At 37.3% G+C, this 15,648-nt stretch carries 13 protein-coding genes; 1 reads left to right on the forward strand and 12 read right to left on the reverse strand.

All coding sequences use genetic code 11. The features are described 5' to 3' along the window. Positions 1-69: 69 nt before the first annotated feature. The 11 genes from trxA to zapA form a co-directional block, all read right to left on the reverse strand. Positions 70-387, reverse strand: coding sequence for a thioredoxin (trxA, locus tag U9M49_RS09540; RefSeq protein ID WP_095372346.1), 318 nt, complete (start codon positions 385-387; stop codon positions 70-72). 230 nt (positions 388-617) lie between these two features. Beyond that, positions 618-1,595 carry an electron transfer flavoprotein subunit alpha/FixB family protein gene (locus U9M49_RS09545; protein ID WP_095372345.1) on the reverse strand — a complete coding sequence of 326 codons (978 nt, stop codon included), beginning with the start codon at positions 1,593-1,595 and terminating at the stop codon, positions 618-620. Between the two features lie 39 nt (positions 1,596-1,634). Continuing rightward, positions 1,635-2,408, reverse strand: coding sequence for an electron transfer flavoprotein subunit beta/FixA family protein (locus U9M49_RS09550; RefSeq protein WP_224935805.1), 774 nt, complete (start codon positions 2,406-2,408; stop codon positions 1,635-1,637). Between the two features lie 211 nt (positions 2,409-2,619). After that, entirely contained in the window at positions 2,620-3,393 is a 774-nt protein-coding gene (locus U9M49_RS09555) for an enoyl-CoA hydratase (protein WP_322909655.1), read from the reverse strand. Positions 3,394-3,418: 25 nt separating this feature from the next. Then, on the reverse strand, positions 3,419-4,003 hold the full coding sequence (locus U9M49_RS09560) for a TetR/AcrR family transcriptional regulator (RefSeq protein WP_095372342.1): 585 nt from the start codon (positions 4,001-4,003) through the stop codon (positions 3,419-3,421). 234 nt (positions 4,004-4,237) lie between these two features. After that, positions 4,238-5,944 (reverse strand): AMP-binding protein, encoded by a 1,707-nt coding sequence (locus tag U9M49_RS09565; protein WP_322909656.1) that lies wholly within the window; start codon positions 5,942-5,944, stop codon positions 4,238-4,240. Between the two features lie 380 nt (positions 5,945-6,324). Continuing rightward, positions 6,325-6,732, reverse strand: coding sequence for a DUF350 domain-containing protein (locus tag U9M49_RS09570; RefSeq protein ID WP_095372340.1), 408 nt, complete (start codon positions 6,730-6,732; stop codon positions 6,325-6,327). Between the two features lie 76 nt (positions 6,733-6,808). Continuing rightward, a complete protein-coding gene (locus U9M49_RS09575) occupies positions 6,809-9,166 on the reverse strand; it encodes an endonuclease MutS2 (protein ID WP_307312691.1) in 2,358 nt (785 codons plus the stop codon). 40 nt (positions 9,167-9,206) lie between these two features. After that, positions 9,207-10,925: a DNA polymerase/3'-5' exonuclease PolX gene (gene polX, locus U9M49_RS09580; RefSeq protein ID WP_322909657.1), complete on the reverse strand. Its 1,719-nt coding sequence runs from the start codon at positions 10,923-10,925 to the stop codon at positions 9,207-9,209. Between the two features lie 172 nt (positions 10,926-11,097). Further along, on the reverse strand, positions 11,098-11,637 hold the full coding sequence (locus tag U9M49_RS09585; RefSeq protein ID WP_322909658.1) for a CvpA family protein: 540 nt from the start codon (positions 11,635-11,637) through the stop codon (positions 11,098-11,100). A gap of 8 nt (positions 11,638-11,645) precedes the next feature. Further along, entirely contained in the window at positions 11,646-11,906 is a 261-nt protein-coding gene (gene zapA / locus U9M49_RS09590; protein WP_095373635.1) for a cell division protein ZapA, read from the reverse strand. Positions 11,907-12,022: 116 nt separating this feature from the next. Between zapA and rnhC the strand changes: the two genes are divergently transcribed. Next, positions 12,023-12,967 carry a ribonuclease HIII gene (rnhC, locus tag U9M49_RS09595; RefSeq protein ID WP_322909659.1) on the forward strand — a complete coding sequence of 315 codons (945 nt, stop codon included), beginning with the start codon at positions 12,023-12,025 and terminating at the stop codon, positions 12,965-12,967. A 253-nt stretch (positions 12,968-13,220) separates the two neighbouring features. Here rnhC and pheT read toward each other — a convergent pair whose 3' ends face one another. Further along, on the reverse strand, positions 13,221-15,635 hold the full coding sequence (pheT, locus tag U9M49_RS09600; RefSeq protein WP_322909660.1) for a phenylalanine--tRNA ligase subunit beta: 2,415 nt from the start codon (positions 15,633-15,635) through the stop codon (positions 13,221-13,223). Positions 15,636-15,648 lie beyond the last annotated feature (13 nt).

Below are 15,648 nucleotides of genomic sequence, written 5' to 3' on the forward strand. Positions count from 1 at the left end.
CATACTTGTACTGTAAAAAAACCCCGATCTTCTAAAAGTAGAAGCCGGGGTTTGTTTTTATGGTACTTCTTATGCACCATGTTTTTGAAGCAATTCAACTAATGCTTCTTTCGGTTGGAAACCAACCACTTTATCTACTTCTGCACCATCTTTAAATACGATGAGAGTCGGGATGCTCATAACACCAAATTTACCAGCAGTTTCTTGGTTATCGTCAACATCAAGTTTAACGATTTTTACTTTATCTCCCATTTCTCCATCAATTTCCTCAAGAACTGGTCCAATCATTTTACAAGGTCCGCACCATGGTGCCCAGAAGTCTGCAAGTACAAGACCTGAACCAGTTTCAGCAGTAAAGTTTTGATCTGTTGCATGTGTGATAGCCATAATATTTATATCCTCCTAATAAATAACTAAAAAATCTTATCGAAAGTATATCATCGATTAATAATGGATGCTATTATTTTGCTCGTATAGATTACCCATTTTTTTATTGTAGCATACTGAACCTCTAAAAAGGATTCAATGTCTATTTTATTCAACATTAATCTTTTTGCCAACATAGTAAAGAAGCGGATAGTATAAGTCTACCCGCTCATATCAGATGTAAACGAAAATTATGCATTTACAAGTAATTCTTTAAACTCTTTCGTTAGTAATGGAAGGACTTCGAATAAGTCGCCCACAATACCATAATCCGCTACTTTAAAGATATTCGCTTCAGGATCTTTGTTGATGGCAACAATAATCTTTGAATTGGACATCCCAGCTAAATGTTGAATCGCACCAGATATACCACAAGCGATATAAAGGTCCGGTGTAACTACTTTACCTGTTTGACCAATTTGAAGTGAGTAATCACAGTAGTCTGCATCGCATGCGCCACGTGAAGCTCCAACAGCACCACCAAGGACATCTGCCAATTCTTTTAACGGCTCAAAACCTTCTTCACTTTTCACACCGCGTCCACCAGCAACAATAACTTTTGCTTCAGAAAGGTCTACACCTTCTGTTGCTTTTCGTACAACTTCCTTGATGACTTGACGCAAGTTTTTAATTTCTACAGATAAAGATGAAACATCTCCATTTCTACTTTCATCTTTTTCAAGTGGTGCAATGTTATTAGGACGAATAGTAGCGAAAAGAAGTCCATCTGTTACAATCTTCTTTTCAAATGCTTTTCCTGAGTAAATCGGACGAGTAAAGACTAAGTTACCACCCTCAACTTCTAGATCTGTTACATCAGAGATAAGACCGGATTCTAACTTTGCCGCAATCTTCGGTGCAAGATCTTTACCTTGGGCAGTATGTCCGAAAATAATTCCTTCAGGATCTTCTTGATCAATAACGGCAAGTAAGGCTTGGGAATAACCGTCAGATGTATATTGTTTTAACAGTTCATCCTCAACTGTTACCACTCGGTCAGCTCCATACTGAATGAATTCAGCTCCTAAAGCGCTTACAGAATCACCAAACAAAACACCTACAACTTCTCCACCTTCAGCAGATGTTTTTGCTGCAGCAACTGCTTCAAAAGAAACATTTCGCAATGAACCTTCTCTTACTTCACCTAATACTAAAACTTTTCTAGCCATTATTATACCCCCAACGTTTTTATTCTTTTATGCTCACTATTAGACAACTTTTGCTTCGTTATGAAGTAGACTGACTAATTCTTTTACTTGACCCTCTAATTCACCTTCAAGCACTTTTCCAGCTTCTTTTTTCGGTGGTAGGGAGATTTCGATTGTCTTTGTTTTCGCTTCTACATCATCTTCGTCTAAATCAAGATCGTCTAATTCAATTTCGTCTAAAGGTTTTTTCTTTGCTTTCATAATCCCTGGTAAAGAAGGGTAGCGCGGTTCATTTAAACCTTGTTGTGCAGTGACAAGTAATGGTAGAGAAGTCTCGATTACTTCAGAATCACCTTCTACATCACGAACAACTGTAGCTGTTGTACCTTCAATATCTAACTTAGTGATGGTTGTGATATAAGGAATAGCTAATAGCTCCGCTACGCGTGGGCCAACTTGACCTGATCCACCATCGATCGCTACATTCCCACCAATAATCAAATCAACCTCTTTATCTTTAAGGAATTCAGCTAAAATTTTAGAAGTCGTAAACTGATCTCCTTCTTCAACGTCATCTTCTGTATTAATCAGTACTGCTTTATCAGCACCCATCGCTAATGCTGTACGAAGTTGCTTCTCAGCTTCTTCTGTCCCTACCGAAACAACCGTTACTTCACCACCATGTTCATCACGAACTTGGATTGCTTCCTCAATTGCGTATTCATCGTAAGGGTTGATGATGAATTCTGCTCCATCTTCATTAATTTTACCGCCTGAAATCGTGATCTTTTCTTCTGTATCAAATGTTCTTTTCATTAGTACATAGATGTTCATGGTTTCGCCTCCTAATTTTACAAACATTCCATTGCTTCATAAGATTTTGACAAATAAAACTAAATTGTTGACTGAGCGTATGCTCAGTCTTACAATAACCTATTCCTAAAAATACTTTTCAAATCGATTATTATTTAACAATTTAAATTATTAAATCTATTATAATAGATTATGAACAAAATTGGTAATGAAAACGTTTATATTTAAAAAATTATTTTCCTGAGAAAACTGGATTTCGCTTTTCAACAAATGCAGAAATACCTTCCTTTGCATCCTCACTTATGAAAACTTGACCAAAAAGTTCTGCTTCCTTTTTCACCCCATCATAATAACGGTTGGATTTACTATAATTCAGTAATTCTAATGTTGCACCGACAGATACTGGGCTCTTTTTGGCGATTTTTTGTGCCATTGAATAGGCATTTTCTAACAGCTTTTCTTCAGGGTAAGCATGATTGGCTAAACCGAGTTGTACAGCTTCTAGCCCTGTAATTGGATCACTCGTTAAAATCATTTCAGCTGCTTTTGCCGTTCCAACAAAACGAGGTAATCGTTGTGTACCAGCAAATCCAGGAATTAATCCAAGCTGCAATTCTGGTAGTCCCATTTTTGTATTCTCAGCAACTAAGCGAATATGACAACTCATTGCAAGTTCCAGACCTCCACCTAAAGCTGCACCATGAATGGCTGCAATAATAGGCTTCTTGAAGGTTTCTATTCTCTCAAAGAGCGCTTGTCCATTTTCTGCTAGATGTGAGAAACCTTCACCACTTTCGATAGAAGTAAACTCCTTAATATCTGCTCCAGCAGAGAAGAAGCGGCCTTCTCCATGAATGAGGATCACCCTAATATCTTGGTTTGGCTCAATCTGATCCAGTACTTCACCTAATTCCTCAATCAACCCAGATGATAGTGCATTGGCAGGAGGGCGATTAATGGTAATTGTTGCAACTTCATTATCAATCTTCCAATTTAAGTATTCCACTTTTGCTTACCTCCATTACTTTTAATTACTGGCTTTTGCACCCACTGATTAAAAGGCGATGAACTTCGGGCGCTAACGCAGTTAAATCATATTTTTGATCATTCATCACCCATGTTGTGGCAGTTTCATCCATTGTCCCAAAGATCATCTGTCTAGCTAATCGGACATCGAGATTACTAGCAAACTCACCCGTTTTTTTTCCTTCGAGTAAGATTGAATCGATTAAGCCTAAATAACCTTTTAAGATGGCATTAATTTTTTGCCGTAAATCGATATTCGATTGCCTTAGTTCTAATTGTGTCACGATAGCTAAATGTTTGTCTTGAGATAAAATATGAAAGTGGGTTTCGACCATCATTAATAACTTCTCTGCTGCTCTTACTTTTCCTGCTATTTTCTCCTCAATCATTTCAACAAAGTGACCCATTTTGTTTTCAAAGAGGGAAATTAAGATATCTTCTTTGTTCTTAAAATATAAATAAATCGTCCCATCAGCCACGCCTGCCTGTTTGGCAATCTTTGAAACTTGTGATTGATGGTAGCCATTCTCAGCAATGACTATCACTGCCGCATCAATAATCTGTCTGTATTTTGGTTTGTTCTTCTTCAAAATCATTCTCCCCCTATATTACTCTTGCTCCTATCAAAGAGTATACCGGAATGGAGATACTCGTTTCCACCTAATCAACAGAACAACCATTCCGAATGATAAAAATGAATGAATAGTCATTCATAAAATTATATTATTATCTAATGATTGTTCTGTCAAGAAACTTTGCATAATTATTATGTTTTTAAGGTGGACAAGCTCTAGGTTTCAAAAAGAATGAGCCACTTGGCCCGATTATTTGATCGCCTCATTTTGCTCTTCAGCAAATTTCTTTTTATCTTCCTCAATTAAAGCTCTTCTCAGTATTTTTCCTACTGCTGTTTTAGGTAGTTCCTCACGAAATTCATAAATTCTCGGTACCTTATAAGCAGCTAAGTGTTTTCTAGCAAACTCATTTAATTCATCTTCTGTAATATGGACACCCTCTTTTTTAACAATATAAGCTTTAACTGTCTCTCCTCGGTAAGGGTGGGGCACGCCAGCTGCTACTACTTCCTGGACTGCTTCATGCTCATATAACACTTCTTCTATCTCTCTTGGATAAATATTAAATCCACCGGCGATAATCATATCTTTCTTGCGGTCAACCACATAAAAATAGCCATTTTCATCCATATACCCTAAATCCCCTGTTAATAACCAGCCGTCTTTTAATGTTTGTTCCGTATCATCTGGACGGTTCCAATAGCCTTTCATGACTTGTGGACCTTTTACACAAATCTCTCCAATTTCACCAACAGGTAAAAATTCGCCATTTTCAGTAGACATAATTTTTGCATCAGTGTCTGGCCAAGGAATCCCAATACTTCCCTTTACTCTCGGTTCATCCCAAAGGAAATTAGCATGTGTCACAGGTGAAGACTCTGTTAGCCCATATCCTTCTACTAATTTACCGCCAGTGATTTCTTCAAATTTTTGTTGGACCTCAACAGGTAGTGCCGCTGATCCACTGATACAGGAATCGATGGAAGAAAGGTCAAATTCTTTAATTTTAGGATGATTCAATAATCCAATATAAATGGTCGGAGCACCTGGGAAAAGTGTTGGCTTTTGCTTCTGAATGGTCTTCAAGGTTGTTTCAACATCAAACTTTGGTAGTAAAACCATTTTGTTAGCTTCCATAATTGTTAAGATCATAACAGTTGTCATACCATATACATGGAAAAATGGCAATATCCCTAGAATAACCTCTTCGCCCTTTTTCGTTTGATATAACCATGCTTTACACATTGCAGCATTGGATACTAAATTTTTGTGGGTAAGCATAACTCCTTTCGGAAATCCAGTCGTCCCACCTGTATATTGTAATAGTGCTAAATCTTCATTGAATTCTATATCATATGTTTGAACTGGTCTTGCTTCACCTTTTAATATTTCTGTTAATAAGTGATAATTGCCTTCATGTCTGACATTGACTGATAAGCCATATTGCTTTTTCTGAATAAATGGATACACAATATTTTTTGGAAATGGTAAAAAGTCCTTGATAGCGGTTACAATTACATGTTTCAATTCTGTTTGAGGTAGTATTTTAGTCACTCTTGGAAAAAGTATATCCATTGTGATAATCGCAATCGCTCCTGAATCCTTCATTTGGAATTCAAGTTCTCTTTCCATATAAAGTGGATTTGTTTGGACCACCACTCCTCCTGCGAATAGAACACCATAATAACTTATGACTGACTGCGGGGTATTAGGTAACATGATAGCGACTCGATCGCCTTTCGTTATTCCGATACTTTGCAGGTAGCCTGCAACTTTTAGAGCGGATTCATAGACATAACGATACGTAAATTCTTTCCCCATAAAGTGAATGGCTTTTTTTTCAGGGAACTCATTTGCGGCAGCAACTAAAAACTCCTGAACAGGCTGTTCTGGATAGGCAAGTGTTGATGGGATTTCATTAGGGTACAGCTTCAGCCACGGTTTTTCTTCAGACATTTACGACCCTCCCCAAATATTATATTTTTAGAACATTTAAAATTGTTCACTTTTTATTATAATATACACTTGTAAGCAAGACAAATGAAATTATATAAATCTGTGCCTTATTTCCTAAAGATGCCTCTTTATCTTATGCTAAATAGCACAAACCATAGCCACCATGAGGGAAGGAGAAAAGTTGTATGAGTAAATAAAGTATGGCGCTCTTTGACTAAAAAAAAACTAGACAACCATTCGTTGTATTCCACATACGAATAATTGTCTAAATCTAATTAATGAATCAATTCCTTTATATCATAAAGATGACGCCCGCTAAGATAAATAATACGCATAATACAAGTAATATTTTTGCTAATCTCTCCATTCAATTACGCTCCCTAAGATATGCTCGCACCAATAATATAAGAAATTCCGATAGATAATATCATAGATATCAGTCCAACAGCAATATTATTATTTTGTATTTCATCATCTACTTTTATTTTCGGACTCATGAATTCAAAAACAAAATAAGCGACTAACAATAAAATAAAACCGAACACACCCCAACCAATCATGACAAGTAAATGATCATTATGCATAATCGAATGACGAAACACATTTGCTATCCCAAAAATCTTACCACCTGTAGCCATTGCCACAGCAACATTTCCTTTTTTAATCTCTTCCCAATTCTTATATTTCGTTACAAGCTCAAATACTGCTAAAAAGACAATCATACATAGAATAACCACACTAAAGTAGGCAGCGGTATGAACAAATTCATTTTCCCAAAACTGATTCATTTTATGTTCTCCCCAAAAATTTTTAATGAATTCTTTTTGTGCTTACATGTTTTTTCATCCATGTGTAAGATAATCGCTATTTAAATTCTACCACAGTCACACCAGTTCCACCTTCACCAGCTTCCCCAAAACGAATAGATTTGACCGAACGGTGATTTCGTAAATACTCTTGCACACCTTGCCTTAGAGCACCCGTGCCTTTTCCGTGAATGATAGACACGCGCGGATAACCTGCTAGAAGAGCATCATCAATATATTTCTCGACTCTCAAAAGAGCGTTTTCATATCTTTCGCCTCTGAGGTCAAGCTCCAAACTAACATGATAATCTTTTCCTTTTACAGTTGCCATTGGTTTTGTTTCCACCGGCTTAGTTGTTTTAATAAACTCTAAATCTTTTTCTTCCACCTTCATTTTTAAAATGCCGATTTGGACACTCCATTCCTTTTCAGCTAGTTTTTCTAATAGCTGGCCTTTTTGACCGAAACTTAATACCTTTACTTCATCTCCAGGCTGGAATTGATGAGTTTGATTTGCACTTTTTTTCTTTTGCTTCTTCACTATTTCAGGTGCGGCGTCAGATAGACGTTTTCTTGCTTCAATCAGTTCATGCTCTTTAACTTCTGCATGCTTTTCTATGCGCATTTGTCTAAGTTCGCTAATAATGCTTTCTGCTTCTTCTTTCGCTTTCTCTACAATAGATGCGGCTTCTTCCTTTGCTTTTTGTTCTAGCCCATCTTTTTCTTCATAGTAGGAAACCATTTGTTTTTGCAAATCTTTATGAAGCTTCTCAGCGTTTTTTAATAATGCATATGCTTCTTCACGCTCTGCCTCCGCTTGCTTTTTACTACTTTCCAATGAGGCAATCATATTTTCTACTTTGTTACTATCAGCACTTATATATTCCTTGGCATTGGTAATTACACTTTCATTTAAACCAAGTCGTCCTGAAATTTCAAAAGCATTACTGCGACCAGGAACGCCAATCAATAATTTATAAGTAGGACTCAACGTTTCTACATTAAATTCAACACTGGCATTTACAACCCCCTCACGATTGTAACCATAGGCTTTTAACTCGGGATAATGGGTTGTTGCAATGACTTTAGCTCCTCTGTTATACACTTCATCTAAAATAGAAATGGCTAAAGCTGCCCCTTCTTGCGGGTCTGTTCCTGCACCTAATTCATCAAAAAGGACTAAACTATTACCGTCCACTTTTTCTAAAATATCAACTATATTGACCATATGTGACGAGAAAGTACTTAAACTCTGTTCAATTGACTGTTCATCACCGATATCAGCATAAACAGCGCCAAATACCGCTACTTCTGACCCGTCTAAAGCAGGAATTTGTAGTCCTGCCTGTGCCATCAATGTAGAAAGACCAACTGTTTTTAATGTGACTGTCTTACCACCTGTATTCGGTCCCGTAATAACGATGGAAGAATAGGCTTCTCCCATCGTTATATCGTTCGCTACGACTTCATTGGCTGGAATCAATGGATGACGAGCTTTGAAAAGCCTAATATGACCTTTGTCGTTTACAGATGGTTTACTTGCCTTTATGCTCTTTCCATATCTTGCTTTTGTGAACATAAAATCCATTTCACCTAAAACATAAACAATAGTTTGTAGTTCATTATTATACTCATTCGTTAATAATGATAGCTGAATCAGGATCTTCTCAATTTCTTGCTGCTCTTTTACCCTGATATTTTGTAATTCATTATTTAGTTGGACAATAGACTGTGGTTCTATAAATAATGTCTGCCCAGAAGAACTTTGATCATGAATAATACCACCATAATGACCGCGATATTCTTGTTTAACAGGAATAACGAAACGATCATTACGAATAGTAATAATCGCATCAGAAAGCATTTTCTGTGCGCTGGACGAACGAATCATTGATTCTAATTTATCTCGTACCCGACTCTCTCTCGTTCTTAATTGTGTCCTTAATTGGCGTAAGTTTTCACTCGCACTATCAAGTACATCTCCATTTTCGTCAATGCTATTTCTAATCGCCGTTTCTAGCTCAGCTAGAACAATGATTTTTTCGCTATAGCTGAACAAGATTGGTATTTCATTTTCTTCTTCATCAGCAAAATCTTCAATGAAACGCTTCATTTGTCGACTTACATGAATCGTACTGGCTATTTGCATCAGTTCATGGGGACTCAACATTGCACCAATCTTTGTTCGTTTTAAGTGAGGAGTAATGTCAAAAATCCCCCCTAAAGGTACACTACCTCTCATACGTAACACTTGAGCTGCTTCATCCGTTTCGTTTTGCAACTTAATCACTTCGGAAAAATCTGTTGACGGTACTAAATCTTCCGCTTTTTTCTTCCCAAGGCTTGAGGACACATAGGTTAAAAGCTGTTCTTTCACTTTATGAAATTCGAGCATTTTCAAAATTCTATCTTGCATGAAGTAATCCCCCTTCATTTTCCGTATCTATCCGCTCTCTTTACTTACGATTCTTTAAAAACTGTAATAAATCATCGGCTTCAAATGTATTAAGCACCGTATCTTTTAATAACCATGCTTTTTTTGCTGCTGATACACCCACTTCCATATGATCGAGTGTTTCTGTTTTATGAGCATCCGTATTAATGACAATCTTCACATTAGATTCTTGTGCTAATTTTAATGCTTCTGTTGCAAGGTCTAACCGATTCGGGTTAGCATTTAATTCAAGTACCGTATTGGTTTCTTTTGCTAATGCAATTAATTTCTCAATGTTGACTGCATAACCATCCCGTCTCCCAATCAACCGCCCTGTCGGATGAGCAATAATATCAACATGTGGGTTTCTCATCGCATTTTCTAATCGGTGCATGATTTGCTCTTCTGATTGTGAAAAAGCTGAATGAATAGAAGCAATAACAATATCCATCTCTTTCAACACATCATCTTCATAATCTAGGGAACCATCCGGTAAAATATCCATTTCTATCCCCGACAAAACTTGAAAATCATCATATTTTTCATTGATTTCGTGAATGATTTCTTTTTGTTTTAATAACCGTTCTTTTGTTAATCCATTCGCTACTTTTAAATATTGCGAATGATCCGTAATAGCCATATAACGATAACCCTTTGTGCGACAGGCAGCAATCATCTCTTCAATGGAATTAGCACCATCACTCCATGTTGTATGCATATGAAGATCGCCCTTGATATCTTCGTTTTCTATAAGTGGCGTGTTTGCAGTATATGTCTCAACTTCCTTACCATCTTCACGAATTTCAGGAGGAAACAAAGGTAATTTAAAATGAGCATAAAAATCTTCTTCTGTTTGGAACGTTTTAATCGTTCCTTTTTCTATATCTTCTACACCATACTCACTGATTTTTTCTCCCCGTTCCTTCGCCAATTGACGCATACGAACATTATGGTCTTTAGAACCGGTAAAATGGTGAAGTGTAGAAGCAAACTCTTCAGGAGTTACAATTCTAAAATCAACAGAGACATCATATTTTTCTGCAAGCACTACAGAAACTTTTGTTTCTCCTGCCGCAATCACTTCTTTAATCTCACCTATTTGTAAAAGCTGTTCTTTCACTGAAGCAGGAACCGTTGTTGAAATAATAAAGTCCAAATCTTTAATCGTTTCTCTCATTCTTCTAATACTACCTGCTCGAGAAAAACGGTCGATATCTATAAATGAAGATAGAAATCCTTCAATTTTCTCAGCAATCGGTAGCATAAAAGCAAGAGGCAAGCGTTCCGGTCTAGTACCCACATTAGCTAATGCTTCGAGAATTTTTTCTTCTGTTTTCTTTCCAAATCCGGCTAAAGCTTGTACTTGATGATCATTACAAGCTGTCCTTAAATCTTCAGCATTCTTAACCCCAAGCTCTTTATACAATTTAGCAATTTTTTTACCACCTAAACCCGGCAATTGCAAAAGTGGAATCAAACCTGCTGGTACTTCCTTCTTTAATTCATCAAGTGCACTAGTTGTGCCTTCTTCTACAAACTCTGTGATAACTGCAGAAGTACCCTTACCAATACCAGGTAACTTCGTATAATCCTCTATTTCATCCAACGTTAAATCACTTGTCTCTAACGCCGTTGCTGCTTTACGAAAGGCAGCCGTTTTAAAAGGGTTCTCGCCCTTTAACTCCATATAAATAGCAATCGTTTCTAATAAATGAACAACATCCTTTTTATTAATTGTCATAAGTGTATCGCCTCATTTACATTCATATTTTCTTAGTCTTTCCCGTTTTCTTACTACCTATAAAATCATACAATATTTCCACCGTTCCAGACAGTCCGCCTCTTATTGGTGACCTATCAAAAAAAAAGATTGGCTTTAAATAAAGAAAACTTCTCTTCCTAAGGTAGAGAAGTTAAGAAGCTACATAATCAATCCATAACTCTTTTATCTGCTGGGATAACACTGGTGTGTGCTCAATAATAAAGTTTGCCATAAACGAGCCGTCTAGAGTTGACTGCACACTATCTATTGGTAATAATGCTGCTATGTATAATAAGATAAACATGATAAGATAAACTTCTATAAATCCTAAAATACTTCCAGCCCAACTGTTTAATTGTTTTAATATCGGAAAACTTGCGAGAAAATCTAGCATACTGCCGATAATTTGTAATACAATCTTAACTGCAAAGAAAATGATTGCAAATGCAATTGCGCGATAATAAGCTGTCTCTAAGTCTGTGTTACCTAAAATCGTTTCAAGCTGTGAATTCCCGAAGTTCGGATATGGAATCCATAAGGTTAATTTAGGAGCTAAAGGCTCATAGTATAGTCTTGCCACAACGAAGGCGACAATAAAGCCTAATAGATGGATAGCTTGAAGAATTAATCCTCTTCGTAGACCTATGAAAAACCCGAAGATTAACATGATAATAATGGCAAGATCAAGCATAATTCGTGTCAGTCCTTTACTCTATTTAATTCTTCTTTAAGACGTTCTACTTCGTCTTTAAGTTTCAAATAATCGTTCATTGTGTTCACAGCTGTTAAAACAGCAAGTTTACTAATATCGAGCGAAGGATTCTTTGCACTAATATCTCTCATTGTTTCATCCACCATGGATGCAACTAAACGGATGTGGCTGGAGCTCTCCGTGCCGACAATTGTATACGGGATACCATATATATCAACCCTTGTCCGGTTTTTATCAGTATTTGACAACATACAAGCCCCCATTCTGAAGAATCCTAAACATTATCATAACACGAACCATTTTTTGAGGGAAGTCAAAGCTTGTCAAAAAGACAGAGGAATTGTCAAAATAGGAGGAATCAATTATGAGTCAAATAGTATTAAAAAAATCTACAGCAGAACTTCAACTAATGAAAACACATTACCAAGCTCTACTATCACCGAAACAGCCTCCCGGTAGTATTTTCACTGCCAAAACAAACAATTGTACAATTACTGCCTACAAATCAGGTAAAGTATTATTTCAAGGAGCAGGCTGTCAATCAGAAGCTGATAAATGGGGGGGCTCTAATAGCGAAGTCGCACCGAAAAAGAAAGCCAGCTCGCCAAAAGGATCCAAATTACCGGATCATTTTGCATCCCTATCAGTTGTGGGCTCAGATGAAGTTGGGACAGGAGATTACTTTGGACCAATGACTGTAGTAGCAGCTTATGTAAGTGCAACAAACATCCCACTATTAAAAGAGCTTGGCGTGCAAGACTCTAAGAATTTAAATGATCAGAGAATTATCCAAATCGCTAAACAAATTAAAGATGTCATTCCCTTTAGTTTACTTACACTACATAATGAAAAATATAACAACATGCAGCAAAAAGGAATGTCTCAAGGAAAACTAAAAGCTCTCCTTCATAACCAAGCTATTAATAGTGTGCTTGAAAAAATGTCTCCAGAGAAGCCAGACGCCGTCTTAATCGATCAATTTGCTCAAGAAGGAGTATATTATAATTATTTAAAATCTCAAGCCAATATACAAAGAGAAAATGTATATTTCAGTACGAAAGGTGAATCTGTACATATCGCTGTCGCAGCTGCATCAATCCTTGCACGCTATGCGTTTCTCCTTCGTTTCGAGGAATTAAGTAAAAAGGCTGGCTTTCCACTAACAAAAGGTGCCGGCCCTAAGGTTGACGAATGCGGTGCGAAATTAATACATATCCATGGTGAAGATTCTCTAACGCGCTTTGTGAAACTGCATTTTGCTAACACCGATAAAGCAAAAGCTCTTTATATAAAGAAGTATAAAGCATAAAGCAATAGGGCTCCGCTCTTTTATGAAGAGCGGATTTCTACTTTTACTAGCGCCTCTCAAGCTCTCAGCTTGTGTTCTACTTCTAATACAGGGCGCTTCTTCTGGGACCAGTGATTCCTCATCTTACCACTATCTTACTCTTATTTCTTCCTATATTTATAGTCTCTTAAATAGTAATTTTTCTTTTCAACTACACTGTACAAAAAAAGTGATACTACCGAAAAATAACAGTAAGTATCACTTTGATGATTATTTATCCACGAAGGACAGCACCAGTTTTTTCTTCTAATGCTTTTAACACTTTGTCATGGGCTTTTACAACATCTTCATCTGTAAGAGTCCGTTCTGGATCAAAATATTTCAGTGAATAGGCAATTGATTTTTTACCTTCTTCCATTCGATCTCCTTCATATAAATCAAATACATGAACGTCTTTTAGTAATTTGCCGCCTGCTTCACGAATGACAGTACTTAATGCTTGAGCTGTCGTTGTTTGATCGACCACTAAAGCAATATCTCTCGTAATAGATGGGTAACGAGGAATAGCTTCATAGCGTAAAGGTTTAATTTCAGCATGTAATAATTTCTCTAATGATAATTCAAAAACATACGTTTCTTTTAAGTCTAATTCTTTTTCAACATTCGGATGAACTTGACCAATAAACCCTATACTCGTTTCATTTAGAAATACTTCTGCTGAGCGACCTGGATGTAGTCCGTCTTTCTCAAATTTGGCAAACGTGATTTGTTCTAACAAACCAAGTTTACTAAATAATCCTTCTAGAATTCCTTTCAGAACAAAGAAATCAACTGGCTTTTTCTCCCCTTGCCATTGATGTAACTCCCATAAACCTGTAATGGCCGCAGCTAAATGTTCTTTTTCCTCAGGCAACTCATTCTCAGCTGTACGTAAGAAAACAGAGCCTGTTTCGTAAATAGCAGTAGCGTCAATTTGTCTCGCACTATTATATTTAAGGACTTCTAGTAAATGCGGAGTTAAGCTAAGCCGTAACACACTACGCTCTTCACTCATCGGCATCGCAAGCTTAATTGGGTCTCTAGCTTCTAAGGAATAGTTTTGCGCTTTATCTTCACTCGTTAATGAGTAAGTGATGGCTTGATATAATCCCGCCCCTTCCAAGTATTGACGAACGATACGTCGTTTCTTTTGATAAGGCGTTAAACTACCTGCTGAAGCCGTTCCACCGGGCAATGTTGAAGCAAGATTATCGTATCCGTATAGGCGACCCACTTCTTCTACAAGATCCTCTTCTATTGTAATATCACCACGTCTTGTTGGCACTGTTACTGTAATTTCATTCTCTTCAACCACTGTCGTGAATTGCAATCTTTCTAAAATATCTTTTGCTTCACTCACTAGTAACGATGTTCCAAGGACACGATTGATTTTATCAATGGTAATGGTGATAACAGCAGGTTCTACTTTTAACGTGTCAACCTCTACTGATCCCTCTAATACTTCTCCGCCTGCGTATTGCGTGAGTAATTGCGCTGCTCTTTCTGCTGCTGGACGAACACGCTGTGGATCAACACCTTTTTCATAACGCGCACTCGCTTCACTCCTTAATCCGTGATCTTTCGAGGACTTTCTAATCGCACCTCCAGTGAAATAAGCTGATTCAAGTAGTACGGTCGTTGTTTCATTACCAACTTCTGAATTCGCTCCACCCATTACACCAGCTAAAGCAACTGGTACTTCCCCATTTGTGATAACTAGGTGATCTGTTGTTAATTCTCTCTCAGCATCATCAAGCGTAGTGATTTTTTCACCTTGGTTGGCACGGCGAACAAGAATCTCTTTCGAACCTAGGCGATCATAATCAAACGCGTGTAAAGGCTGACCGTATTCAAGCAAAATATAGTTCGTAATATCAACAACATTATTATGTGGACGAATACCAGCTGCTGTTAAACGAGCTTGTAACCATAGTGGTGACGGAGCGATTTTTACATTTTTAATTACTTTAGCGACATATAATGGGTTATCATCTGCTGCTTCTACATTTACAGTGATGTAATCAGCGGCCCTCTCAGAAACAGTCTCTACCTTTGTCTGCGGTAACTTCACATCTTTTTCTAAAATAGCAGCGACTTCATAGGCAACACCAAGCATACTTTGGCAATCTGCACGGTTCGGTGTTAACCCTAGTTCTAATACTTGATCATCTCTGTGCAATTGCTCTAATGCATTGGTTCCAAGCTCTGTATCTGCTGGAAACACATAGATACCTTCACTATAATCTTTAGCGACTAGCTTACTTTCAAAGCCTAGTTCTTGAAGAGAACAAATCATACCATTCGAAGCTTCACCACGTAATTTTGCTTTTTTAATTTTAAAATTCCCCGGTAATACTGCACCTACAGTTGCAACTGCTACCGTTTGTCCTTTATCAACATTAGGAGCCCCACAAATGATTTGCACAAGTTCGCCATCGCCAAGGTCTACTTGACAAATATTTAATTTATCAGCACTTGGATGTTTCTGTTTTTCAGATACATAGCCGACGACGACACCCTTAATTCCTTCATCAAGTGTCTCTACACCTTCAACTTCGATTCCGCTCTTTGTGATCTTCTCTGCTAATTCTTCTGGTGTAATCCCAGATAAGTCAACATATTCTTGTAACCATTTATATGAAACGTACATATCGTTGTCCTCC

This window comes from Cytobacillus sp. OWB-43 (assembly GCF_034651445.1).
Taxonomy (GTDB): Bacteria; Bacillota; Bacilli; order Bacillales; family Cytobacillaceae; genus Cytobacillus; species Cytobacillus kochii.

Bases quoted from the DNA above. Each gene is read 5' to 3' on its own strand.
- trxA (WP_095372346.1), bottom strand. From the start codon at position 387: ATGGCTATCACACATGCAACAGATCAAAACTTTACTGCTGAAACTGGT.
- U9M49_RS09545 (WP_095372345.1), bottom strand. From the start codon at position 1,595: ATGGCTAGAAAAGTTTTAGTATTAGGTGAAGTAAGAGAAGGTTCATTG.
- U9M49_RS09550 (WP_224935805.1), bottom strand. From the start codon at position 2,408: ATGAACATCTATGTACTAATGAAAAGAACATTTGATACAGAAGAAAAG.
- U9M49_RS09565 (WP_322909656.1), bottom strand. From the start codon at position 5,944: ATGTCTGAAGAAAAACCGTGGCTGAAGCTGTACCCTAATGAAATCCCA.
- U9M49_RS09570 (WP_095372340.1), bottom strand. From the start codon at position 6,732: ATGAATCAGTTTTGGGAAAATGAATTTGTTCATACCGCTGCCTACTTT.
- U9M49_RS09575 (WP_307312691.1), bottom strand. From the start codon at position 9,166: ATGCAAGATAGAATTTTGAAAATGCTCGAATTTCATAAAGTGAAAGAA.
- polX (WP_322909657.1), bottom strand. From the start codon at position 10,925: ATGACAATTAATAAAAAGGATGTTGTTCATTTATTAGAAACGATTGCT.
- U9M49_RS09585 (WP_322909658.1), bottom strand. From the start codon at position 11,637: ATGCTTGATCTTGCCATTATTATCATGTTAATCTTCGGGTTTTTCATA.
- rnhC (WP_322909659.1), top strand. From the start codon at position 12,023: ATGAGTCAAATAGTATTAAAAAAATCTACAGCAGAACTTCAACTAATG.
- pheT (WP_322909660.1), bottom strand. From the start codon at position 15,635: ATGTACGTTTCATATAAATGGTTACAAGAATATGTTGACTTATCTGGG.